Annotated in this window: 21 protein-coding genes and 1 tRNA gene; 8 read left to right on the top strand and 14 right to left on the bottom strand. The window is 65.9% G+C overall.

The window, feature by feature from the left end; genetic code table 11:
- Nucleotide 1: 1 nt before the first annotated feature.
- Nucleotides 2–865, top strand: coding sequence for an urea carboxylase-associated family protein (locus C8N34_RS08070; protein ID WP_108128438.1), 864 nt, complete (start codon nt 2–4; stop codon nt 863–865).
- Between the two features lie 59 nt (nt 866–924).
- On the opposite strand, the gene C8N34_RS08065 is transcribed toward C8N34_RS08070, so the two are convergent.
- Complete coding sequence (locus tag C8N34_RS08065) at nt 925–1,899, bottom strand: aldo/keto reductase (protein ID WP_108128437.1); 975 nt, start codon at nt 1,897–1,899, stop codon at nt 925–927.
- A 53-nt stretch (nt 1,900–1,952) separates the two neighbouring features.
- Nucleotides 1,953–3,272 (bottom strand): serine hydroxymethyltransferase, encoded by a 1,320-nt coding sequence (locus C8N34_RS08060; RefSeq protein ID WP_108128436.1) that lies wholly within the window; start codon nt 3,270–3,272, stop codon nt 1,953–1,955.
- Nucleotides 3,273–3,364: 92 nt separating this feature from the next.
- Here C8N34_RS08060 and C8N34_RS08055 point away from each other — a divergent pair, with 92 nt between their 5' ends.
- Nucleotides 3,365–4,231 carry a LysR family transcriptional regulator gene (locus C8N34_RS08055; protein ID WP_108128435.1) on the top strand — a complete coding sequence of 289 codons (867 nt, stop codon included), beginning with the start codon at nt 3,365–3,367 and terminating at the stop codon, nt 4,229–4,231.
- A gap of 71 nt (nt 4,232–4,302) precedes the next feature.
- On the opposite strand, the gene deoD is transcribed toward C8N34_RS08055, so the two are convergent.
- The 4 genes from deoD to C8N34_RS08035 form a co-directional block, all read right to left on the bottom strand.
- A complete protein-coding gene (deoD, locus tag C8N34_RS08050; protein WP_108128434.1) occupies nt 4,303–5,007 on the bottom strand; it encodes a purine-nucleoside phosphorylase in 705 nt (234 codons plus the stop codon).
- A 76-nt stretch (nt 5,008–5,083) separates the two neighbouring features.
- Nucleotides 5,084–5,455: a DUF6455 family protein gene (locus tag C8N34_RS08045; RefSeq protein WP_158640683.1), complete on the bottom strand. Its 372-nt coding sequence runs from the start codon at nt 5,453–5,455 to the stop codon at nt 5,084–5,086.
- 93 nt (nt 5,456–5,548) lie between these two features.
- On the bottom strand, nt 5,549–6,193 hold the full coding sequence (locus tag C8N34_RS08040; RefSeq protein ID WP_054304080.1) for a GntR family transcriptional regulator: 645 nt from the start codon (nt 6,191–6,193) through the stop codon (nt 5,549–5,551).
- 47 nt (nt 6,194–6,240) lie between these two features.
- Complete coding sequence (locus C8N34_RS08035; RefSeq protein WP_054304081.1) at nt 6,241–6,933, bottom strand: M48 family metallopeptidase; 693 nt, start codon at nt 6,931–6,933, stop codon at nt 6,241–6,243.
- 151 nt (nt 6,934–7,084) lie between these two features.
- Here C8N34_RS08035 and C8N34_RS08030 point away from each other — a divergent pair, with 151 nt between their 5' ends.
- The 3 genes from C8N34_RS08030 to C8N34_RS08020 all read left to right on the top strand — a co-directional run bounded on the left by C8N34_RS08030 (nt 7,085) and on the right by C8N34_RS08020 (nt 8,318).
- On the top strand, nt 7,085–7,417 hold the full coding sequence (locus C8N34_RS08030) for a TIGR02300 family protein (RefSeq protein WP_054304104.1): 333 nt from the start codon (nt 7,085–7,087) through the stop codon (nt 7,415–7,417).
- A 117-nt stretch (nt 7,418–7,534) separates the two neighbouring features.
- Nucleotides 7,535–7,610, top strand: a tRNA-Ala gene (locus C8N34_RS08025).
- 168 nt (nt 7,611–7,778) lie between these two features.
- Nucleotides 7,779–8,318, top strand: a complete 540-nt coding sequence (locus tag C8N34_RS08020; protein WP_108128432.1) for an AAA family ATPase — start codon at nt 7,779–7,781, stop codon at nt 8,316–8,318.
- 132 nt (nt 8,319–8,450) lie between these two features.
- Here C8N34_RS08020 and C8N34_RS08015 read toward each other — a convergent pair whose 3' ends face one another.
- Entirely contained in the window at nt 8,451–9,347 is an 897-nt protein-coding gene (locus tag C8N34_RS08015) for a LysR family transcriptional regulator (RefSeq protein ID WP_108128431.1), read from the bottom strand.
- Between the two features lie 559 nt (nt 9,348–9,906).
- On the opposite strand from C8N34_RS08015, the gene C8N34_RS08005 reads away from it, so the two are divergent.
- Nucleotides 9,907–10,173 (top strand): hypothetical protein, encoded by a 267-nt coding sequence (locus C8N34_RS08005; RefSeq protein WP_108128430.1) that lies wholly within the window; start codon nt 9,907–9,909, stop codon nt 10,171–10,173.
- 3 nt (nt 10,174–10,176) lie between these two features.
- A complete protein-coding gene (locus C8N34_RS08000) occupies nt 10,177–11,961 on the top strand; it encodes a monovalent cation:proton antiporter-2 (CPA2) family protein (RefSeq protein WP_108128429.1) in 1,785 nt (594 codons plus the stop codon).
- A gap of 49 nt (nt 11,962–12,010) precedes the next feature.
- Here the strand turns inward: C8N34_RS08000 and tcuB are convergent, their stop codons facing one another.
- The 3 genes from tcuB to C8N34_RS07985 are packed head-to-tail and all read right to left on the bottom strand — an operon-like array spanning nt 12,011 to nt 15,176.
- Nucleotides 12,011–13,093 (bottom strand): tricarballylate utilization 4Fe-4S protein TcuB, encoded by a 1,083-nt coding sequence (tcuB, locus tag C8N34_RS07995; RefSeq protein ID WP_108128428.1) that lies wholly within the window; start codon nt 13,091–13,093, stop codon nt 12,011–12,013.
- Nucleotides 13,083–14,501 carry an FAD-dependent tricarballylate dehydrogenase TcuA gene (gene tcuA, locus C8N34_RS07990; protein ID WP_277878232.1) on the bottom strand — a complete coding sequence of 473 codons (1,419 nt, stop codon included), beginning with the start codon at nt 14,499–14,501 and terminating at the stop codon, nt 13,083–13,085. The genes tcuB and tcuA overlap by 11 nt, the downstream gene beginning before the upstream one ends.
- 3 nt (nt 14,502–14,504) lie before the next feature.
- On the bottom strand, nt 14,505–15,176 hold the full coding sequence (locus C8N34_RS07985; RefSeq protein WP_054304088.1) for a GntR family transcriptional regulator: 672 nt from the start codon (nt 15,174–15,176) through the stop codon (nt 14,505–14,507).
- 79 nt (nt 15,177–15,255) lie between these two features.
- On the opposite strand from C8N34_RS07985, the gene C8N34_RS07980 reads away from it, so the two are divergent.
- Nucleotides 15,256–16,287, top strand: a complete 1,032-nt coding sequence (locus C8N34_RS07980) for an AbrB family transcriptional regulator (RefSeq protein ID WP_108128427.1) — start codon at nt 15,256–15,258, stop codon at nt 16,285–16,287.
- Here the strand turns inward: C8N34_RS07980 and C8N34_RS07975 are convergent.
- The 4 genes from C8N34_RS07975 to C8N34_RS07960 are packed head-to-tail and all read right to left on the bottom strand — an operon-like array spanning nt 16,271 to nt 21,318.
- The gene (locus C8N34_RS07975) at nt 16,271–17,227 is read right to left on the bottom strand and encodes a D-2-hydroxyacid dehydrogenase family protein (protein ID WP_108128426.1); all 957 of its coding nucleotides are present in this window, start codon (nt 17,225–17,227) and stop codon (nt 16,271–16,273) included. The genes C8N34_RS07980 and C8N34_RS07975 overlap by 17 nt on opposite strands.
- Nucleotides 17,227–18,318, bottom strand: coding sequence for a 4-oxalomesaconate tautomerase (locus C8N34_RS07970; RefSeq protein WP_108128425.1), 1,092 nt, complete (start codon nt 18,316–18,318; stop codon nt 17,227–17,229). Before C8N34_RS07970 ends, C8N34_RS07975 begins: the two co-directional genes overlap by 1 nt.
- 1 nt (nt 18,319) lies before the next feature.
- A complete protein-coding gene (locus C8N34_RS07965) occupies nt 18,320–19,369 on the bottom strand; it encodes an isocitrate/isopropylmalate dehydrogenase family protein (protein ID WP_108128424.1) in 1,050 nt (349 codons plus the stop codon).
- A gap of 11 nt (nt 19,370–19,380) precedes the next feature.
- Nucleotides 19,381–21,318, bottom strand: coding sequence for a tripartite tricarboxylate transporter permease (locus C8N34_RS07960; protein ID WP_108128572.1), 1,938 nt, complete (start codon nt 21,316–21,318; stop codon nt 19,381–19,383).
- Nucleotides 21,319–21,439: the final 121 nt, after the last annotated feature.

Below are 21,439 nucleotides of genomic sequence, written 5' to 3'. Positions count from 1 at the left end.
GATGAAGCCCGCCTACCCAGACCATAGCGCCCCCGCTGATGCCGATACCCGCCGCGCCATCGCGCCGGTGATTTGCTATCCGCCGGAAACCCTGCCCATACCCGATCTGGCCGCCTGTCGCGATGCCCGCGACGGTTGGACTCGCGTGGCCGAGGTTCTGGTGCCCGCCCGCGACGCCCGCTGTTTCGAGGTGCCCGCCGGGCATTTCTTCCGAATCCGCAGCGTCGAGGGGCCTCAGGTCGGTGACCTGAACCTGTGGAACGCCGTCAATCTGGCCGAGCGGTTCTATTCCGGCAAGACCCGCGCCCTGCATGGCACGCATCTTTCCACCGGCGACCGGATGTGGACCAGCCATCCCTACCTGCGCCCGATGGCCACGATTACCGATGACACGCTGGACTGGTATGGGTTCGACGCTTTCGGTGGCTCGGTCCATGACGTGATCGGCACGCGCTGCGATCCCTATACCCACAACCTGCTGAGTCATGGCGGACAGTATCACCATTGCTGCCATTCCAACCTGACCCGCGCACTGGCCGATGCGCGCGGGCTCTCGCTGGCCGAGGCCGAGAGCCATGTGCATGATGTGCTGAACGTCTTCATGTGCACGGGCTTCACCCGTGACACCGGACAATATTTCATGAAAGCCTCGCCGGTGCGGCCAGGCGATTATCTTGAATTCTTCGCAGAAATCGACCTGCTGGGCGGGCTGTCGGCCTGTCCCGGGGGCGATTGTTCGGCCGAGCATTCGTCAGATACCGCCACCTGCCATCCGCTGCTGGTCGAGGTCTTCCGTCCCAAGGCCCCTCCCGCGGGCTGGGTCAGCCCGCCCGTCAACGGCTACGACCGCAGTCACGGGCGGTGAGAGCGCGGGGGCGGTCTGCCCCCACCGAGAAGATTTCGGGACAGAGAATGACCTGCGCGTCAGCAGTAGCGCTCGATGGCGAGAAGCTGATGATCGCCATAACGGTCCCCGGCGGCGAAGCCTGCGGGCAGCAGAGCTTCGATTTCAGCGCGGTCAGCGGCGGTCAGATCGGGCAGCGGCAGCCATTCGCGCAGGCGGTCTGCCCGGCGCGTGCCGGGGATCGGCAACACATGATCGCCCGCACCCATCGCCCAGGCCAGCGCCGTGGCTGGCACTGACCAGCCGCGCGCCTTGCACCAGTTGCGGAAACGGTCGATCCGGGCGGTGTTGCGACTGAAGTTCGGCTCGGTAAAGCGCGGGTTCTGCGCGCGAAACCCGTCCTGCACCTGATCATGGCGCAGCGGGGTCTCGCCCAGCATACCGCGCGCCAGTGGCGAGAAGGCGACGAAAGTCGTTCCCAGACGCGCGCATTCCTGGATAAGGCCCAGTTCTGGCTGGCGGCTCCACAGCGAATATTCGTTCTGGACGGCGGTGCAGGGATGGATCGCGTGCGCCGCGCGCAGGGTCTCGGGCGCCACTTCCGACAGGCCGTAGCCACCGATTTTGCCCTCGGTCTCCAGATCCCGCAGCGTGCCGATCACCTCGGCCAGCGGGCGCGTATGTTCGCGACGGTGGATGTAAAAGAGATCCACCCGTTCGACCCCGAGCCGTTTCAGCGAGGCCTCGAGTTCCGTCCGCAGATGGCCCGCCGAATTGTCGATCCGGCGCGGCGGGCCATTCACGATACTGGCCTTGGTGGCGATCACCACATCGGGGCGGCGCGAGGCGAGCCATTTGCCGATGACCGTCTCGCTGACGCCCATGCCGTAGATATTGGCGGTGTCGATAAAATTGATACCGGCCTCAACCATTGCATCGAGGCAGGCGAGGCTTTCCGTCTCGGTCGTCGGACCGAAAATGCCACCGAATGACATGGCGCCGAGGCCGATGGCCGAAACCATCGGCCCCCGCGATCCGAGTTTGCGCATCTGCATGAGGAGGTCCTTTCTCAAAGGGGACCGCAGTCAACACGCGCGAATCGGAACGTTCAAGGGTGGATGTAATGCACCCCGGTGAATTTCTTGCGCATCTCGGCAGTGCGGGGGGCCAGCGCCGCCGGATCATTGCCGCGCAGCGCCTCGGCGATCAGCGTCGCCAGCGCGGGGGCATCAGCGGGTGTGACGCCGCGGCGCACCAGTTCCGGCGTGCCAATGCGCAACCCGTTCAGATCGCCCGGCACCTCTGGCAATGGCAGGCCGATGCCGCAGGCGAGGAAGCCCGCCTTGCGCAGCACTTTCGACGCCGCCTGACCGCCGCCGAAAGCCGCCGCCTCGACAGCAAACTGGTGGCTCTGGGTCATGCCCTGCGCCGCACCGAAAACCGGCAGGCGCTGCGCCGCCAGTTCGCCCGCCAGCGCGCGGCTGAGGTCGACCATCGCCTGCCCATAGGCCGCGCCAAAATCGCGCCAGTCGAGCAGGCTGATCGCCAGCGCCGCCGATTTGGCGGCATCGAAATTCGCGGTCAGGCCGGGAAAGGCGATCTGGTCCAGTCGCCCGGCGATTTCGGCGTCATTGGTCACGATGAGCCCGCCCGCCGGACCGCCGAGGCTTTTGTAGGTGCTCATCGTCATCAGATGCGCGCCCTCAGCCAGCGGATTGGCCCAGACACCGCCCGCGATGATGCCGCATTGATGCGCCGCATCGAACAGCACCCTAGCGCCCACCTTGTCGGCAATCGCCCGGATCTCGCGCACCGGATGCGGGAACAGGTTCAGGCTGCCACCGATGGTGATGATCTTCGGCTTCACGCGCAGCGCCAGCGTCTCCAGCGCGTCCAGATCAACGGTGTAGCCATCGGCATTCACCGGCGCGGCATGGGTGTGAAGGCCATAAAGCCCGGCGCAGCCCGCCTTGTGATGGGTAACATGACCCCCCACTGCCGGCGGCGGCGCGATGATCGCATCGCCTGGCTGCGCCAGCGCCATGAAACCGTAAAGATTGGCCAGCGCGCCCGAGGCCACGCGGATCTCGGCATGGGTCGCGCCAAAGACCTCTGCCGCGAGTTCAGCCGCGATGACCTCTATTTCCTCAATCGCCTCCAGCCCCATTTCGTATTTGTCGCCCGGATAGCCCAGCGAGGGGCGGGAGCCGAGGCCCCGCGCCAGTGCCGCCTCTGCCTTCGGGTTCATCACATTGGTGGCGGGGTTCAGGTTGAAGCATTCCGTATCGTGGATGACACTGTTGCGGGCAATCAATGCCTCGATCCGGTCTGCCACCGCGTCAGAAGGCGCTCGGACGGCAGCGGCGAGGCGTTGGATATGATCCTCGCAGGCGGCGGGAACCCAGGGGCGGCGGGCAAGGTGGGGCATGGCGATCTCCTTTTGACGCAGCAAAACGCAGGAGTTCCTTGCGGGCAAACCAGTTTTGCGAAAATCTAGGGTGAGGAAATCTGAGCCTCTTCATGCCCGTCGCCCCACCCCGCCCAACCGACCTGCCGCTGACAGCCCTGCGCGCCTTCGAGGCCGCCGCGCGGCTGGGTGGTTTTTCGGCGGCGGCACAGGAACTCGGCGTAACCCCCGGCGCGGTAACGGCGCATGTCAAGGCGCTGGAGGCGCGGCTGGCTGCGAGGTTGTTCATACGCGGGCCGAAAGGCGTCGAACTGACCGCGCTTGGTGCGCGTGTGCTGCCTGAATTCACCGCCGCTTTCGATGCGCTTGGGCTGGCCGTGCACCACCTGCGGGCCGAGTCAGCACCGAAGATCGTGCATATCGCCACCCTGCCCGCGCTCGCCCAGCTTTGGCTGTCACCCCGGCTGCCGGGGTTGCGGGCGCAGATGCCGGGTGTCGAAATCTCGATCACCGCGATGGAGGCGCCGCCCAACCTGAAACGCGCGCCCTATGACCTGAGCCTGTTTCCGGGACGGGAAGGCCGGTTGGTGGCAGAGGAAGTCATCTTCCCGGTTTGCGCGCCACAACTTGCGGCACGGCTGACACGACCCGAGGATCTGGCGGATCTGCCCTGCCTGATTGACAGCGCCTGGGCGGAAGACTGGCAGGACTGGGCCGCCGTCGCGATGCCCGGCACCGCCTTTCGCCCGCGTGGCCCGGTGTTTTCGCTCTATGCGCTGGCGGTGGAAGAGGCGGCAAATGGCGCGGGCGTGCTGATGGCGCATGGATCGCTGGTCGCCGGGCATCTGGCGCGCGGTCAACTGGTGGCTCCGCTGCCGCAGCGGGTGCGCCTGCCCACGGCGCTGCGCCTGTGGTCGGCGCGGTCGCTGAAGCCCGGCCACCCGGCAGAGCGGGTCGCGCGGGCCCTTCGGGCACCCTGAGGCACCAGCCCCGCGCAAATTCCTTCCTCAAGGAATTTGCAAGAGTTTTAAGGAAAACTCTTGCGTCGCGCTCAGGCGAAGGCGGCGGTCAGGGCGATGTCGACCATATCGCCGAAGCTCTGCTCACGCTGGTCCGACGGCAGCGCCTCATGCGTCAGCAGGTGGTCCGAGATGGTCAGCACTGCCAGCGCGCGCCGGCCATAGCGGGCGGCGAGGATATAAAGCTCCGCCGCCTCCATCTCCACCGCCAGCACGCCATGGCGCTGCATCTGTTCGTTCAGGTCTGGCCGTTCGTCATAAAAGGTGTCGGAGGAATAGATCTGCCCGGCATGCAGACCGATCCCCTTGCCCTGCCCGGCCTCCCACGCGGCTTTCAACAGCCCGAAATCCGCGGTCGGCGCATAGTTGAGTTCGCGAAATATCGTGCTGGAGGGCGTGCCCGTGGTGCAGGCCGACATCCCCAGCACCACATCGCGCACTTTCACATGCGGCTGCATGCCCCCGGCTGAGCCAATGCGGATCAGCGTCTGCGCCCCGTAATCGCGGATCAGCTCGTTAACGTAGATTGACAGCGACGGCATGCCCATGCCGGTGCCGTGGATCGTCACGCGATGCCCGTTCCAGGTGCCGGTATAGGCCAGCATTCCGCGCACCTCGTTCACCAGAACGGCATCCTTGAGAAAGGTCTGTGCCGCCCAGCGGGCGCGATAGGGATCGCCCGGCAACAAGACGGTTTCGGCAATATCGCCTGGTTTGGCTCCGATATGGATGGTCATGCACGTTTCTCCTGTCGTCCCCGGACTATAGCCGAGGACGCCACGAGGGGAAGGCCCCCGAACACCCGCCGCAGGGTCAGGCGGCGCGGACGGACTTCATCGCGGCACGATCCGCATAATCGCGGGCATTCGGGCAGAATCCGCAATCCTCGGGATGGGCCTGCGCTGCATGGGCCAGCGTGTCAGAACACTGACGCCGGGCACTGCAATGGCCGCAGGTCTGCACCATATCAAGATAGGTGGCATATTCCCGGCGAAGCTCGTCCATGCTCAGGCCGAAGATGCGGGCCATGGCCGCCATGCGCTGTTCGGTATCGGCGGGCGCGCTGGCGAAATCGAGGATCTGGTCACGGGTCATGCCCAGATCCGCCAGATCACGATCTGACATCGCCTCGATTTCCTGCAAGGCACGCCAGCGGGCGAAAAGGGCAAGCAGACGGTCACGCATGGGGGCCTCCATTCCGGGTTTGATCCGTCATAGGCCCAAGTCCCCGCAAGTGACTTGATCAGGGTCAAATCCACCCGCGAGTGTTGCGATACGTCAGCTGGCCAGATGCCGCAGACCTTGCGTCACATCGGTACGCACCGCCAGCCGCAGCGCCGGTTCGTCGCCCGCGCGCAGGGCGGCAAGGATCATGCGGTGATGTTGCGGGGGTTCGTTCCGGCGCAGGCGCGAATATAGCGCGCGCATCGTCGGCCCCAGTTGCAGCCACACGGTTTCCAGCATGGCCAGCATCGCTGGCGCCTGTGCCCGCAGATAGAGCGTGCGGTGAAATTCGAGGTTGGTACGGATGTAGGCCACCGAATCTTGCCGGGCCACCGCCTCGGCATTGGCGACGTTGATCGCCGTCAGCCGGTCAATCAGTGCGAAATGGGCGCGCGGCAGGGCGCGGGCGGCCAGTTCCGGCTCCAGCAGGGCGCGAATGGCCGCCAGTTCCTCGATCCGTTCCGGTCCGAGTTCGGGGGTCGCGACCCGACCGGACGACGAGAGCGTCAACGCCCCTTCCGCCACGAGCCGCCGCACCGCCTCGCGCGCGGGTGTCATCGACACGCCGTATTGCTTGCCGAGACCGCGCAGGGTCAGCGCCTGACCAGGAGCCAGTTCGCCATGCATCACCTGCGTTCGCAGGCTGCGGTAAAGCCGTTCATGGGCGGCGGCGGTATCGCTGGGTCGGGGCGTCTGCATGGTGGTCTCAGCGAAACACCCGCAGCGGGGCGGGGTCAATACCTCCGTCAGAAACGATAGGCATGCAGCACCTGCCCTTCGGTTTTCAGCCAGCGCCGGGGCGCCTGATAACCTGGGCAAAGCCGCGCCACCTCGGCCCAGAAGGCGTCGGAGTGATTCATCTCGGCCAGATGCGCCACCTCATGCGCGGCGACATAATCCAGCACAGCAGGCGGCGCGAGGATCAGCCGCCATGAATACATCAGCCGCCCGTCATGCGTGCAACTGCCCCAGCGCGACCGCGTGTCACGCAAGGTAAGGCTGCGGTAGGGTCGACCCAGCCGCCCTGAATACAGATCCGAGGCTGCTGCCAGCCGGTCTCGCGCGCGGTGTTTCAGCCAGGCCCCGAGCCGTTGCGGCAACTGCGCCTCCTCCCCCGGCACGAAAAGCGAATCATCCGCCAGCCGGATGGTTCGTCCCGGACCCGGCCGCAGCACCAGCCCCTGCCCCTCGACAGGGAAGACCGAGCCGAAGCGGATATCCCGCCCCTCGGGCACAGTGCGCAGCGCCCGGCGAATCCAGCCTTCCTGTTCCCGGGCGAAGGCCAGCGCATCCGATTCGCGCGCGCGCTGGGGCAGCGACAGCGTGACACGTCCGTCAAGCCGCGAGACACGCAGCGAAAACCGCCGCGTGCGCGCCGACCGGCGCAAAGTGATCTCGACCGGCGGCAGCGCGGGGTCGGAACTCGGCAGCAATGGCATGGACGCCTCTTGATTTTTTCCCAGAAGATAGCCAGATGGCCGCAGGGCGCAACCTTGGCAAAAGGTTTTGACAGCGCCGTCTCACTGTGGCATGGGCCAGCATTCGCTGGCTCAGCCGGCCGCCCTTATGGCCAGTTTCAAGGGAAATACCATGCCCAATGAAGAATGGGGGACGAAGCGCCTCTGCCCGACCACCGGGAAGCGCTTTTATGACCTGAACCGGACGCCGATCGTCAGCCCCTACACGGGCGAGATCGTGGATATCGAAAGCGCGCGGCGCAAACTCGCCGCCTCGACCGTCTCGCGCACGCCCGAGAAGGATGACGATACGCTGGTCGACGATCTGGATACCGATGACGATCTGCTGGAAGCCGGCGTCGGCAACGACGACGATCTGGACGATGATCTGCTGGAAGACGACGCCGACGACAATGTGTCGCTGGACGAACTGGCCGATGTGGCCGGGGACGAGGAAGACGTCTGAAAATTTGGTGCGGAGGGATGAATTTTCTGCTTGCAGCCCTCCGCGCCATCCCATAGATAGCCCGCATCGACGCGGTTCGGTCGCCCAGATCGAAAGTAAAACGCGAAGATACCCGGTGGGGTCATAGCTCAGATGGGAGAGCGCTTGAATGGCATTCAAGAGGTCGGGAGTTCGATCCTCCCTGGCTCCACCAAATAAACCGATACAAAATCAGAGTTGCGCGGCCTCTTTGAGGTGAGATGCTTCTGGTTTCATAGCGGCTTGTGCCGTTTCCTCCCAACCACCCATACCGCTTCGGTCCACGCACAGGGCGCGCTGATGGTGGCACTGCCCTTCCCCCTGTCAAACCCGAGGATGGCCCATGAGTGACCATTTCTTCGTCGTGACGGGCGGCCCTGGTGCGGGCAAGACCAGCCTGATCACCGAACTCGCCCGCCGCGGCTTTCATACGGTTCCCGAAGCCGGTCGCGCGATCATCCGCGCCGAGATGCAATCCGGCGGCAGCGCCCTCCCCTGGGCAGATCGCGTCAGCTATGCCGAGAGGATGCTTCAGCGTGACCTCCACGCCCACCACACGGCACAGGGCCTTGCCGGGCCTGTGATCTTTGACCGGGCCATCCCCGATGTCCTGGGCTATCTGAGGCTCTGCGGGCTTACGCCGCCGCCCAGGCTTACGACGGCAGCCAAGGCAACCCGTTACAACCGCAGTGTTTTTCTGGCCCCGCACTGGGACGCGATCTTCACGCAGGATACCGAGCGCAGGCAAGGCCGCACCGAAGCCGAAGCAACCTGCGCAATCATGCGTGAAACCTACGCCGCACTCGGATACGAGATCACGGAACTTCCCCGCACCGATATCCGGCAACGCGCCGATTTCGTGGTCGGGCTGCTAACTTGCTGAACCACCGCCTTGCCTTTCAACCCGTTGCGAAAGGTTGCTTTTTCTTATGCGTTGAGTCGGGCTGATCCAGCTTGCCGGAGAAGCTGAGGATATTCCTCTCCTGCCGGATACAGGCTGCCCCCCCTGCTCGTATCACAGGCTGCGGCGCAGCACCGCTTCCATCCAGTCGGAAAACGCCGTCAGGCGCCGCATGGTTCGCAAGCTGCCGGGGAACAGCAGGTGCATCGGCATCGGCTCGGGCCGATGCTGGCGCAGGATCTCGACCAGGTCGCCCGAGGCAAGGTGCGCAGCTACGTCATAAGCCGGAATCTGGATCAGCCCCAACCCCGCAAGCGCGCAGGCGATATAGCCCTCGGCGCTGTTGGCCGATACCCGCCACGGCATCGGACGTGACCGGGTCTGGCCCCCCTCCTGCCATTCCCAGTCCATCAACCGCCCGTTTGAAGGCGAGGCATAGGCAACCTGCCAATGCTGTTCGAGATCATCCGGTGACATCGGCAGACCGTATTCCGCCAGATAACCGGGGCTCGCGACATTGATCTGGGCAATCTCCCCCACCCGCCGGGCGCGCAGGCCGGAATCGCGCAGCGGCCCCACGCGCAGGGCAATGTCCACCCGTTCGCCGACCAGATCGACTGCACGGTCCGTCATCCCCAGCTCGACCCGGATGCCCGGCCACAGCGCCAGAAACTCCGGCAGAGCCGGGGCAAGGATCAGCCGCCCGATGCGGCCTGGCACATCGACGCGGATACGCCCCTCGATCCGGCGCGAGGCGGAGCGGAACATCGTCTCCAGTTCCTCGCTCTCGGCCAGAAAGACGAGGCAACGTTCGTAAAGCTCTGCCCCTTCGTCGGTGGGCGCGACCATCCGGGTCGTGCGGTTCAGCAGACGCGCGCCCAGTCTCGCCTCCAGTTCGGCAATCGCGGTCGAGACACTGGACCGCGGCATGTGCAGCGTATCGGCCGCGCGGGTGAAGCTGCGGGTTTCGATCACGCGGGCGAAAATGCGATAGAGGTCGATCCGGTCCATTGTTCGAACATTCCGACAGGTGAAGTCAGGATCGCCGGATTTTTCGACGAGTTCCAGAATATAAATTGCAGATCCATGTTTAAGGTATAGCGAGTGGAATGCGTATTGAGCCCCTGCACCTCTCAACCGTCCGACGTGCAGGCCGGGCCGGAAGCAAGGGCCGCCCGCATGGCGGCCATGCTTCGCGGCTCAGGGCGGATCAGCGCGCCGAATGCGCTGTTCGCGGCAGGCAAGGCAGACGGCAACAGCGGCAAACCTTGCCAAAATCGGGGCACCCGTTCCGGCCCCCCTGCTCTCGTCCCCGAGGGCAGCGGGCGGGCGGAGCGGATGATCCCCGTCGACGGCGGCTTCACCGCGAGGTGACAACCCGTCTGGCCCGGCCTTCCCCAGAGGTCGGGCCGCTTTTCCTTCCCGCAGTCCTGTCAGGAACAGCTATCCGACCCGTCCGCAGAGTCTGATCAGGATATCACGCTCCGCCGAAGGCAGGGGCTTTACGGACCGGCGCAGTTCCGACCTACTGCGCAAAGACAAGGCGCGCCGACGCGCAAGGAGTGAACGGATGCATATGGTAATGGTGATTTTCGCGGGGCTGCTGCTTCTGGCGGTCTTTGCGCTGTTCGGGCGGCTCTGGGGCCATGACGCCGCCGGGGTTGCCCTGGCGGCAAAATGGTTTGTTCCGGCCTGGGCCGGGGTCGCACTGGTCAACATGTGGGTTGGCGTCACCCGCGCCGGCTACACCCTGGCACAGGAACTGCCGATTCTGGCACTGGTCTTTGCCGTTCCGGCTGCAGTGGCCGCCCTCACCGCCTGGCAACTGAAAGGCTGATCCATGTCCGATCCTGTAGGCGCCGCGACCGAAGCCGCGCATCACGGCTTTGACCTCGTTCCCATCGTCGTGCTGCTGGCCGCGGCCGTAGTGGCGGTTCCGGTGTTTCGCCGCATCGGGCTGGGGTCGGTTCTGGGCTATCTGGCAGCGGGGCTGGCAATCGGCCCCTATGGTCTGGGCTTCTTCCACGATGCGCAATCAATCCTCCATGTCGCCGAACTGGGGGTCGTGCTGTTCCTCTTCGTGATCGGACTGGAGATGCAGCCCTCACGGCTCTGGGCCATGCGGGGCGAGATCTTCGGGCTGGGCACGCTTCAGGTCTGTCTGGCCATCTTCGCGCTGATCTGGGTCGGCATCACGCTGGGCTATCCGGTCGAGGCGAGCTTTGTCTCCGGCACCGGCTTCGTGCTGACCTCGACAGCCATCGTGATGCAGTTGCTTCAGGACCGGGGACAGATGGCCCAGCCACGGGGCCGCCGGATCATTGCCATCCTGCTGTTCGAGGATCTGGCCATTGTTCCCCTGCTGGCCATCGTGGCCTTCCTCGCCCCCGGTGGCGGTGATGCCACCCTGACCGACCGGCTGGAGGGTATCGCCATCGGTCTGGCGGCCATTGCGGCGCTGGTTCTGGCGGGGCGTTATCTTCTGGACCCGATGTTCCGCCTGCTGGCCCGTTTCGGCGCGCGCGAGGTGATGACCGCCGCCGCGCTGCTTGTGGTGCTGGGCGCCGCCGTCCTGATGAATGCGGGCGGCCTGTCCATGGCGATGGGCGCCTTCCTTGCGGGGGTTCTGCTGTCGGAATCCAGCTTCCGCCATCAGCTTGAAGCGGATGTCGAACCGTTCCGGGGCTTGCTGCTGGGTCTGTTCTTCCTTGGCGTCGGCATGGCGCTGGACCTGAACATCATCGCAACCAACTGGGCCGTCATCGCCATCTCGGTTCCGGCTTTCATGATCCTGAAGATGCTGGTGATCTATGTCGTGGCCCGCATTACCAGGGCCCCGAAGGACGAGGCGCTGGAGCGTGCAGTGCTCATGGCGCAGGGCGGCGAGTTCGCTTTCGTGCTTTATGCTGCCGCGACCCAGTTCGGCATCCTCACGCCGGAATGGAATGCCAATCTCACCGCCATCATCATCATCTCCATGGTGCTGACGCCGCTGATGATCATTCTTCATGGCAGGCTGACGCCCCGGATCGCGGCATCGCTGGAAGGCGTGGAAGAGGTGGAATGTCTGACCGGGCGAGTCCTGCTGATCGGCTTCGGCCGCTTCGGCCAGATCGCCAGTCAGCCGCTTCTGGCGCGCGGTCACAGCCTCTCGATCATCGACACCGATCCACAGGCTATCCGCGATGCCGAACGGTTCGGCTTCAAGGTGTTTTATGGCGATGGCTGCCGCCTGGATATCCTGCATGCTGCCGGGGCGGATGAGGCGAGCCTGATCATTGTCGCCGCATCAGACCGCGATGTGATTTCCCAGATCGTCGAGCTGGCGCGACACGAATTTCCGATGGTGCCGGTTCTGGCCCGCGCCCTGACGCGCCAGCATGCGCAGGAACTGGTCCGGCATGGGGCGGCTTTCCAGATCCGCGAAACCTATGAATCGGCGCTGGTGATGGGGCGTGAGGCGCTGACCCGTCTGGGCGAGACGCCGGAAATCGTGGAGGAAACGCTTGCCGATGTCCGCGCGCGAGATGCCGAACGCATGGCACTGGAACAGGTGGGCGGCATGGAGGATGCCAGCAAGGCCCTGATCCATGGCAATATGGGCCAGCCGCACGGCCATCCCTAGGGCCGGTTCCGGGGGCGAAAACAATCGTCCCCGGAAGCCAGCGGGCCGGTCAGCCCTGTTTCCGGGCTTGCAGCGTCTGTTCGGCAATCAGCGCGGTCAGGCGGAAGAAGCCATGCACCATCTTGGTATAGGGCAGCAGCAGAAAGAAGCTCAGCACTGCGGCCAGATGCACGGCCAGAAGCGGCGCAACCCAGCCGGTGCCGGTGGCGGCGTAGAGCGCCAGCCCCGTCGCCGCGACGAAACCCAGCAGCGCGATGAAGCCCATCTCGCCGCCCCAGACCCGCGCGGCGCCCAGTTTGCGTTCGGCGCGGGTTTTCAGCCAGCCAAGGCCGATCGTGCCGATCACCAGCAGAACCCCGCCGGGTACGCCCAGAAGCTTCGGCAGGCTCAGCGGCGGATACGGCGCTTCCATCCCCAGCAGATAGTGCAGCAGCGTCGCCGTGCCGGTGGAGGCAAAGCACAGCAGGAAGCCGTACATCACCGCCTGATGGAACCAGCGGCGGGCGTTGGAATAACGCTCTTCCTTCTCGAAGTTGCAGCCCTGCCCCTGCCCGCCCGACAGGTCACGCAGCCGCGCCGCCTGGGTGAACGCCGCCAGCACGGCGCGCAGGCGCAACGGCCCCGCACCGCTTTCCCGCCAGTAGCGGCGCAGGCCGAGCGCGACCGCGACCAGCGGCAGCAGGAAGGCCGGGGCGAACAGCGCCACCATCGCCTCATGCGGCAGGAAAGCGTAGAAGCCTGCGCCCTCGCCCGGCTCCCGCAGGCTCAGCACCGCAATCAGCAGCGTCAGCGCCGCCACCAGCGCCGCAGCAATCAGCCCGCCGCTGCTGTGGAACGCCTGCGACAGCCAGCGCGGGCCGACCAGCCGCTCCCAGCTGTCCTGACGCAATTCGGCCAGGGCGGCGGGCAGGTTCAGGTCGAACTCGTGCGGCGGAGTGTACTGGCACGAGTAGTAGCATCCGCGGCAGTTATGGCAGAGGTTCGCCAGATGGGTCAGGTCCCCATCGGAAAAGGCCTTTTGCCGGGTCATGGCGGGAAAGACCGAACAGAAGCCCTCGCAATAGCGGCAGGCATTGCAGATCTCGATCTGGCGGCGCGCTTCCTGCGCAAGGGACGGGGTATCAAGCGGCATTGCTGCGGGCTCCGGAATTGACGAAAGCGGCGGCCTCGCGCCCTGCGACGCGGCCGAAGACGGTACCGATGGTCATGCCGAACCCGGCGAGATAGCCCTGCCCCAGAATGGAGCCGGCCATGATCTCGCCCGCAGCCCAGACATTTTCCAGCGGCGTGGCAGGATGTTGCACCCGTGCGGTGGCATCGACCTTCAGGCCCAGATAGGTGAAGGTCACACCGGGGCGCAGCTGGTAGCCATAGAAGGGCGGGGTATCCAGCGGGCGCGCCCAGTTGGTCTTGGCCGGGGTCAGCCCCTCGGTCGCCAGCCCGTCCAGTTCGGTCGGATGGAACCGGCCCGGGCGACAGGCGGCATTGAAGCTGTCCACGGTCTGCGACAGCTTCTGCCCGTCCAGCCCCAGACGCTCCCCCAGTTCCGCAATGGTATCCGCCTTCACCGGCGGGAAAACCGAAGGCATGAACAGGTCGATGGACTTCGCGTCGATCAGTGCGAAACCCACCTGATCGGGCTGACCCGCCACCAGCCGCCCCCAGATGGCATAGCGCTTGGGCCAGACATCCTCGCCCTCGTCATAGAACCGCTCGGCATCGCGGTTCACCACAACCGAGAAGGGCACGCAATCCAGCCGGGTGACGATGCCGCCATCATACTTCGGCGCACGGCCGTCGATGGCGACAGCATGGCATTGCGTCGGATCGCCCACGCTTTCAGCCCCCTGGTCCAGCATGTCACGCAGCACCACGCCCCGGTTGTAGGGCGTGCCCCGGATGAGGAAATTTGCTGCCGCCGGCCCCCAGGCGCGGGTCAGCCAGTCGAGGTCCGACTGGAAGCCGCCCGAGGCCAGAACCACCGCGCGCCCTTCGATCCGCTGACGCGGGCCACCGGCAATTTCGACCTCGACATGGGTAAAGCGGCTATTCTCGATCCCGATATGGCGCACCTGCGCCTCGTAAACCGCCTGCACGCCCAGATCCTTGGCAGTGGCGTAATAGGCATTCACCAGCGCCTTGCCGCCACCAAGGAAGAAGGCGTTGGTGCGCGACAGGCTCAGCGTACCTGACAGCGAGGGCTGGAACCGCACGCCATGCGCCTCCATCCAGGGCAGGCATTCCTCGGAGGTGCGGATGGCAAAGCGGGCGAGGGATTCATCCGTGCGGCCCTTCGTCACCAGCATAAGGTCGTGCAGATATTCCTCTTCCTCGTAGCTGCCGGTCAGCACCGACAGCGGGCCACGATGCATGCAACGGAAGTTACGCGTGTGCCGCGAATTGCCACCGCGATAGGGCTTCGGCGCCCCCTCCAGCAACAGCACCCGCGCACCTGCCTCGGCAGCGGTGATCGCGGCACAAAGCGCCGCATTGCCGCCACCGACCACGATCACATCCCAGATCCCGGTCACTTCGGACATCGGTCACTCCTCTTCCAGCTTGGGTTGACGCGCCCGCAACGCCCGCAGGCGCATCCGCTGCGCAGCTTCGATATGGGCGCGCATCTCTGTCTCGGCGCGCAGCCCGTCACGGGCGGCCATCGCCTCCAGCACGCGGGCATGTTCGGTGGCGGCCGCCTGCACGCGGTCGGGTTCCATAAGCGTCGTCGGACCAAGAATCGCCATGGTCTTTTGCAGGGCACCGATCGACTTGATCAGAAAGCGGTTCTTCGCGGCATCCTGCAGGATCATGTGGAACTGGCGATTCAGTTCAGCCGCGCGCGCCTCCTCGGCTGAAGCTTCGGCAAATTCGGCGTTCAGCGCCTGAAGTTCGGCCAGCTCTACCTCGGATGCGGCGCGCGCCGCGAGCCGCGCGGCGGTGCCTTCCAGCACCGCGCGCATTTCGTAAAGCTCCATGATCTCGGCATAATCGAGGCTGCGCACAGTCGCGCCGAGGCGCGGCAGATGGCTGACCAGCCCGTCCCCTTCCAGCAGCCGCATGGCCTCGCGCACCGGGGTGCGTGACAGGCCCAGCCGCTCGGCAAGTTCAACCTCGCGCAGGCGCGTTCCGGGCGGCAGCAGCCCGCGCCGGATCTCGTCCAGCAGACGGCGATAGGCCAGCTGACCCTGCGGGATATCTTCGGTGATCTCCGTCATGCTATCCTCTGGTTGCGATTCTGTATCCAAGTGGATACAATCGCATACACAACGAGTCAACAGGCAGCTGCGAATCGTGATGACCAAGGATTTCCCTATCCGTATCAAGACCTTGTCTCTTGCAGGCATAGGTGCGGCGCTGTTCTGGTTCGCCGGGCTGCCCTTGCCGTTCCTGTTCGGCCCCCTGACCGCCTGTCTGGTCGCCGCCCTGGCCGGGGCTGATCTGCGCGGGATGGGGCAGGTCTCGGTCGCAGCGCGCACGGTGCTGGGGGTGGCGGCGGGGGCTTCTATCACGCCTGATGTCGTGCATGCCCTGCCCCGCATGGCGCAGACCGTGGCGCTGGTGCCGCTGTTCGTCGTGCTGATCGCGCTGGTGGGCGTTCCGTATTTTCGCGCGCTGGGGTTCGACCGGGTGACCTCCTGGTACGCCGCCATGCCGGGCGGGTTGCAGGATATGGTGGTCTTCGGACAGGAGGCGGGCGGCGACGTGCGGGCACTGTCGCTGATCCATGCGACACGTGTGCTCATCATCGTGACGCTGGCGCCCTTCATCGCCACCCACCTTTACGGCGTCAGCCTCAGCCACCCCATCGGCGCCCCGGCCATCGACATGCCGCCAGACCAGATCGGGCTGATGCTCTTCGCCGCGTTGGCAGGCTGGAAAGGGGCCGAGAAACTGCGCCTGTTCGGCGCCTCGATCCTTGGCCCGATGATCGTCGCGGCAATCCTGTCGCTCAGCGGATTGCTGCACATGCGCCCCCCGCGTGAGGCGATCATGGCGGCGCAACTGCTGATCGGGCTCGGCATCGGCATCAGCTATGTCGGCGTCACCTGGCGTGAATTGCGGCGCTTCGTCGTGACCGGCGTCGCCTTCGTGGTGATCCTCGCCGCGCTGTCGGCAGCCTTCACCGAGGCGATCACGCTGCTGCATCTGGCACCGCCGGTTGATGCGTTCCTCGCCTTTGCCCCGGGCGGACAGGCCGAAATGACGCTGCTGGCCATCATCACCGGCGCCGATCTGGGCTTCGTCATCGTGCATCACCTGACGCGGGTGATCCTCGTGATCCTCGGCGCCCCGGTCGCGGCGAAACTGTTCATGCGACGACGCTGATCGGCTGCCCTGCGGCGAAAGCGTTGATCTGATCGTAGATTTCCGAGAATTGCAGGTCGAACTCGTCTTCAGTGACAAAGCCGATATGCGGGGTGGCGATCACACGCGGATGGCACAGCAGCGGATCGGCAGGATCGGTCAGCGGCTCGACATCGAAGACATCCAGCGCCGCCCGCGCCGGGCGCCCGGCCTCCAGCCCGGCCAGCAGGGCACCGGGTGCGATCAGCCCGGCGCGGGCCGTATTCACCAGCACCGCCCCCGGTCGCATCGCCGCCAGATCCGCCGCTGTGATTGCTCCGCGCGTTTCGGGCGCCAGCCGCAGGTGGAGCGAGATCACATCCGCCCCGCCGAAGAAGGCGGCCCGGCTGTCCGGCACCGTTTCACCGGCGGCCCGCAGTTCGGCGCGCCTTCCCTCGGACCCCCACCAGATCACCGGCATCCCGAAGGCACCGGCATATCCTGCCACCAGCCGGGCGATACGCCCCCCGCCGTAAAGGCCGATGGTGCGGCCCCGGAGGCTGCGCCCGACACCGGCCTGCCACCGCCCGTCGCGCAGGGCCGCCATCTGCCCCGGCAGATCGCGCATCGCCGCCAGCACCAGTGCCCAGGTCAGCTCGGCCGCCGCATGGTTCGGCATGTCATCGGCCTTGCGGGAGCAGAAGGTGACACCGCGCGTCGCACAGGCCGCCACATCCACATGCGGCCATGCTCCGCGCCCCGAGATCATCCGCAACCCCGGCAGTCGGTCCAGCAGCGAGGCGGTGATCACCGTGCGTTCCCGAAACAGCACCAGCGCCTCGGCCCCGGCCAGCCGTTCGGCCAGCGCCGCCTCATCCGGCGCGCGGTCGGTCCAGATCGTGACCTCATGCCCTGACAGCCGGGCGAACCCCGGCAAATGCCGCAGGGTATCGGCCCAGTCGTCGAGGACATGAACCCGCATCAGCGCCCGGCCCAGACCGATCCGGGCACAAAGACCTCGCCCCGCGCCAGCAGCCGCGCCGTGCGCAGCAACCCGGCAGAGCGCAGGCGGAACCCGTCAGCCCCGGCCTCATAGTCAACCGTTACGTCGATCGCGCCGCCCGGATGTTCGATCAGCACCAGCGCCGGCTGCCCCTCGGGCGGAGTGAACAGCCCCTCGGCCACGGTGCCCGGCGTCAGCACGGCAGAGGCCAGACACTGCGCCCCGGTCACTGCCATGGTCGGATGGCAGTTCCATGGCATGAAATAGCGCGCGGTGACGGTGCCACCGTTCCGCGGCGGCGCCAGAAGGGCGAATTTCGGCGTGACCGACTTCGTCACATCCCCCATCCCCATGCGGCGCCCCGCTTCCTGCCGGATCGGCTCCATCCGGGCATAGAAGTCGCGGTTTTCATCCAGTTCGGCGGCGGTTTCATGCCCGGTCAGGCCGAAATCGGCGGCACGGGCAATGACCACGGGCATAGCGACATCCATGCAGGTGACCTCGATCCCGTCAATCACGTCGCGGAGATTGCCGGTCGGCAGCAGCTTGCCGGTGGCGCTGCCCACCACATCCATGAAGTTCAGGAACACCGGCGCCGCCGCGCCCGGCACGCCGTCGATCTGCGCGCTGCCCTCGTATTCCACCGCGCCGTCGGGGGTGGCCACCACGGCCTCGACCAGCGCCCCGGTGTTGACGGACCGGATGCGGATGCGCGTCGTATCGCCCTGCGGCACGATCAGACCCATTTCAAGCGCGGCAGGACCGACGCCCGACAGGATATTGCCGCAGGTCGGCTTGAAATCCACCAGCCCGTCCTCGACCGAGACCTGCGCGAAGAAATAGTCGATGTCGGCATCATTGTTTTCCGACCGCGACAGCATGGCCACCTTGGTGGTCACTGCCGCGCCGCCGCCGATGCCGTCGATGTTGAGCTTGTGCCCCGATCCCAGTGCCGCGACCAGCACACGGGCCAGCGTCTCACGGTCCTCGGGAAGGTCGGCCCGGTTGAAATACGGCCCGCGAGAGGTACCGCCGCGCAGGAAATGGAAAGGAATGGCGGTCTGGCGCATGTCAGGACTCCACAATGAGGGTGGCAAGATGATCGGCGAAGGCGCGGGTGCCCAGGGCCCCGCCCAGATCGCGGGTGCGGGTTTCCGGGCTGGACAGGGCCGCGTCGATGGCCGCTTCGACCGAAGCCGCCGCCGCCCCTGCCCCGAGATGGCGCAACAGCATGGCGGCCGATCCGATCAGCGACACGGGATTGGCACGATCCTGCCCCGCGATATCGGGGGCAGAGCCGTGCTGCGCCTGCGCCACGGCGTAGGACGGCCCGAGGTTCAGCGACGCTGCCAGCCCCAGCCCGCCCGAAAGTTCAGAGGCCAGATCGGACAGGATATCGCCGAACATGTTGGTGGTAACGATCACGTCGAACCGCCCCGGATGCCGCACCAGATGCGCGGCGGCGGCGTCGACCAGCAGTTCGTCATAGTCGATGCCCGGATGGGCTGCGGCCACGGCGCGCACCTCGGCAAGGAAAATGCCGTCGGTCAGCCGCATCACATTGGCCTTGTGGATCGCCGTAACCCGGCGGCGTGGCCGCGTCTCGGCCAGAGCAAAGGCGGCCTCGGCAATCCGGCGCGAGGCCCTGGCCGTCACCTTTCGGAAGGCAAGACCCACACCCGGTTCGGGGGCAAACTCGCCCCCGCCCTCATGCATGTTGCGGTCGGCGTAAAAGCCTTCAAGGTTTTCGCGCACCACCACCAGATCGACCTCGGCGCTGACCGGGCGGGGCACGGCAGGGCGCGACAGGGCGGGGCGGATATTTGCGTAAAGCTCCAGCTCGCGACGCAGAACCCCGGAAGGGTTGCGCCCACCCGCCGAAACCGGCGGGTAGGCGTTATGGGACACAGGCCCCAGTACCACTCCGTCTGCGCCGCGCGCCTCGGCGATCACCGCATCGGGGATGGTCGTGCCCTCAGCCTCCAGCGCGGCAAAGCCGATATCGCGGCGCGTGAGGCTCAGACCCAGCCCGTAGCGCGCCTCAACGGCGCGCAGGACAGTTTCGGTGGCGGCCGCGATCTCTGGCCCGATCCCGTCACCGGGAAGCAGCAGCAGCTTCATGGGTGGCCCCCTCAGCGGAACGGCCACGGCAGATCAAGCTGCGCTTGCAGCAGCCCTGCCGGGAAGTTCAGGTTCAGCATGTAGGCGATGCCCAGGATGAAACCGGCGGCGGCGGCGGTCAGGATCACGCTCTGCACCCAGCCTGCGCGGGCACGGATACGCAGGAACGCCAGGAAGAAGGCGATCATGGCTGCGTAGAACCCGACCAGAGCCGACACGAGCACCAGCCCGCCGATCCAGCCCAGCCCCCCCCAGAGCCGCCCATAACCGGGTTGCCCGACAAGCTCGCCATCCAGTTCGCTGTCGAAATGGGCAACATGGCCGCGGTGCCCTGCCACCAGTTCCGGCAGCAGCCACAGGACCATGGCGATCCCGACAACGGCAGCGGAAGCGGGGAAGACCAGCGCAAGGAAGCTTTGCCCCAGCGCATCGGTCAGCCCCAGTGCCAGGAAGCCCAGCATCAGTGCCGCAAAGACGATCTGCGGCGCGCGCGAGGTCCAGCGGCCTTCATGCTCCGGCGTGTCGGCATCTGCCGAAACCACATGCCCCTGATCATCAACCCGGTTGCGCAGGCCGAAGATCACCGAAGCCAGCGCCATCAGGCCGATCACGATGACGCCCGGACGGGTGAGGAAGCCCCAGTCGTAGAATTGCAGCGCCTGATAGAAGTAGGTCTCGGCCTGCGGGGCCAGAACGAAGCCGATCAGCAAGGCCGGACGCGGCCAGCCGAAGCGCTTCATCAGAACGCCCACCACGCCGACGAATAGCAGCGCCAGCAGGTCGCCGATATCGCGCGTTGCCTGGAAGGCGGCAAAGCAGATCAGCGAGATCATGAAGGGCGCCAGCAGCGGGAAGCGGATCTGCGTCAGGCGCGAGATCGGCACTGCCAGCAGAAGGCAGATGCCTGCCCCCATGATATTGGCGACGGCCAGCGACCAGATCACCGAATAGGTGACGTTCAGGTTGGCCTGCACCATCGAAGGGCCCGGCTCGATCCCCAGCAGGACCATACCGCCCAGAAACACCGCCATGGAGCCGGAGCCGGGAATGCCGAACAGCATGGTGGGCAGCAGCGCGCCCCCCTGCATCGCATTGTTGGCGCTTTCCGGCGCAACCACACCACGCGGATCGCCGGTGCCGAAGGTCTCGGGGTTTTTCGAGGTCTGCACCGCATGGCCATAGGCGATCCAGTCGACAACCGATCCGCCCAGACCGGGAATGGCCCCGATCATGCAGCCCATGCCAGAGCAGCGCAGCGACAGCCAGATATTGCTGTACCAGTCGCGGAAGCCCGCGCCCCAGCCCTTGCCCAGCGCAGGCTGGTCGGAAATCGCGGCATTGCGGCGGAGCAGATCCGAAATCTCGGGAATGGCGAACAGGCCAAGGCCGACGATGACCAGCGGAATGCCGTCATACAGATAGTCCAGCCCGAAGGTCATGCGGAACTCGCCCGTTGCGGGTGCCCCGCCGATCGAGCCGATCAGCAGGCCCACCGCACAGGCCGCCAGCCCCTTGGGCAGGCTGCGACCGGCCAGAACCGCCACCATCGACAGGCCGAACAGGGCCAGCATGAACAGTTCGGCCGAGCCGAACATCAGGATCAGCGGCCGTGCCACCACGACGAAGCCGGTCAGCACGACTGCGCCGAAAATCCCGCCGAACATCGAGGAAATGAACGCCGCCGACAGTGCCCGTGCGGCCTGCCCCTGCCGGGCGAGCGGAAAGCCGTCCAGCACCGTCGCCTGACTGGCCGACGACCCCGGAATCCCCATCAACACCGACGAGAACGTGTCCGAAGTCGGGATCACCGCGACAAGGCCGATCAGCATGGCCAGCGCCGAGATTTCATCCATTCCGTAAAGAAACGGCATCAGCAGTGACAGACCCGCAATCCCGCCAAGGCCGGGGATCACCCCGATCACCAGCCCGACGGCAACGCCAAGAAACATGTAAAGCAGATGGTCGAAGGTCAGCAGCGCATGCAGCGCGGCAAATAGGGTATCGGCCACGGAAAGTCCTCCGAGGTTGGGTCAGGTCAGGAATGGGGAAAGGTCGGGCGGGGTGGCCGCC

Source organism: Gemmobacter caeni, assembly GCF_003054195.1.
GTDB lineage: Bacteria > Pseudomonadota > Alphaproteobacteria > Rhodobacterales > Rhodobacteraceae > Gemmobacter > Gemmobacter caeni.
The sequence above is the reverse complement of the archived record's forward strand: the minus strand, read 5'-3'. Positions and strand labels throughout refer to the sequence as shown.

Excerpts from the sequence above, each read along its gene's own strand:
- C8N34_RS07980 (WP_108128427.1), top strand. The coding sequence starts at position 15,256 with ATGACCAAGGATTTCCCTATCCGTATCAAGACCTTGTCTCTTGCAGGC.
- deoD (WP_108128434.1), bottom strand. The coding sequence starts at position 5,007 with ATGACCATCCATATCGGAGCCAAACCAGGCGATATTGCCGAAACCGTC.
- C8N34_RS07965 (WP_108128424.1), bottom strand. The coding sequence starts at position 19,369 with ATGAAGCTGCTGCTGCTTCCCGGTGACGGGATCGGGCCAGAGATCGCG.
- C8N34_RS08070 (WP_108128438.1), top strand. The coding sequence starts at position 2 with ATGAAGCCCGCCTACCCAGACCATAGCGCCCCCGCTGATGCCGATACC.
- C8N34_RS07985 (WP_054304088.1), bottom strand. The coding sequence starts at position 15,176 with ATGACGGAGATCACCGAAGATATCCCGCAGGGTCAGCTGGCCTATCGC.
- C8N34_RS08045 (WP_158640683.1), bottom strand. The coding sequence starts at position 5,455 with ATGCGTGACCGTCTGCTTGCCCTTTTCGCCCGCTGGCGTGCCTTGCAG.
- C8N34_RS08000 (WP_108128429.1), top strand. The coding sequence starts at position 10,177 with ATGTCCGATCCTGTAGGCGCCGCGACCGAAGCCGCGCATCACGGCTTT.
- C8N34_RS08035 (WP_054304081.1), bottom strand. The coding sequence starts at position 6,933 with ATGCCATTGCTGCCGAGTTCCGACCCCGCGCTGCCGCCGGTCGAGATC.
- tcuB (WP_108128428.1), bottom strand. The coding sequence starts at position 13,093 with ATGCCGCTTGATACCCCGTCCCTTGCGCAGGAAGCGCGCCGCCAGATC.
- C8N34_RS08005 (WP_108128430.1), top strand. The coding sequence starts at position 9,907 with ATGCATATGGTAATGGTGATTTTCGCGGGGCTGCTGCTTCTGGCGGTC.
- C8N34_RS08020 (WP_108128432.1), top strand. The coding sequence starts at position 7,779 with ATGAGTGACCATTTCTTCGTCGTGACGGGCGGCCCTGGTGCGGGCAAG.
- C8N34_RS07960 (WP_108128572.1), bottom strand. The coding sequence starts at position 21,318 with ATGTTTCTTGGCGTTGCCGTCGGGCTGGTGATCGGGGTGATCCCCGGC.
- tcuA (WP_277878232.1), bottom strand. The coding sequence starts at position 14,501 with ATGTCCGAAGTGACCGGGATCTGGGATGTGATCGTGGTCGGTGGCGGC.
- C8N34_RS08040 (WP_054304080.1), bottom strand. The coding sequence starts at position 6,193 with ATGCAGACGCCCCGACCCAGCGATACCGCCGCCGCCCATGAACGGCTT.
- C8N34_RS08015 (WP_108128431.1), bottom strand. The coding sequence starts at position 9,347 with ATGGACCGGATCGACCTCTATCGCATTTTCGCCCGCGTGATCGAAACC.
- C8N34_RS08030 (WP_054304104.1), top strand. The coding sequence starts at position 7,085 with ATGCCCAATGAAGAATGGGGGACGAAGCGCCTCTGCCCGACCACCGGG.
- C8N34_RS08055 (WP_108128435.1), top strand. The coding sequence starts at position 3,365 with ATGCCCGTCGCCCCACCCCGCCCAACCGACCTGCCGCTGACAGCCCTG.
- C8N34_RS08060 (WP_108128436.1), bottom strand. The coding sequence starts at position 3,272 with ATGCCCCACCTTGCCCGCCGCCCCTGGGTTCCCGCCGCCTGCGAGGAT.
- C8N34_RS07975 (WP_108128426.1), bottom strand. The coding sequence starts at position 17,227 with ATGCGGGTTCATGTCCTCGACGACTGGGCCGATACCCTGCGGCATTTG.
- C8N34_RS08065 (WP_108128437.1), bottom strand. The coding sequence starts at position 1,899 with ATGCAGATGCGCAAACTCGGATCGCGGGGGCCGATGGTTTCGGCCATC.
- C8N34_RS07970 (WP_108128425.1), bottom strand. The coding sequence starts at position 18,318 with ATGCGCCAGACCGCCATTCCTTTCCATTTCCTGCGCGGCGGTACCTCT.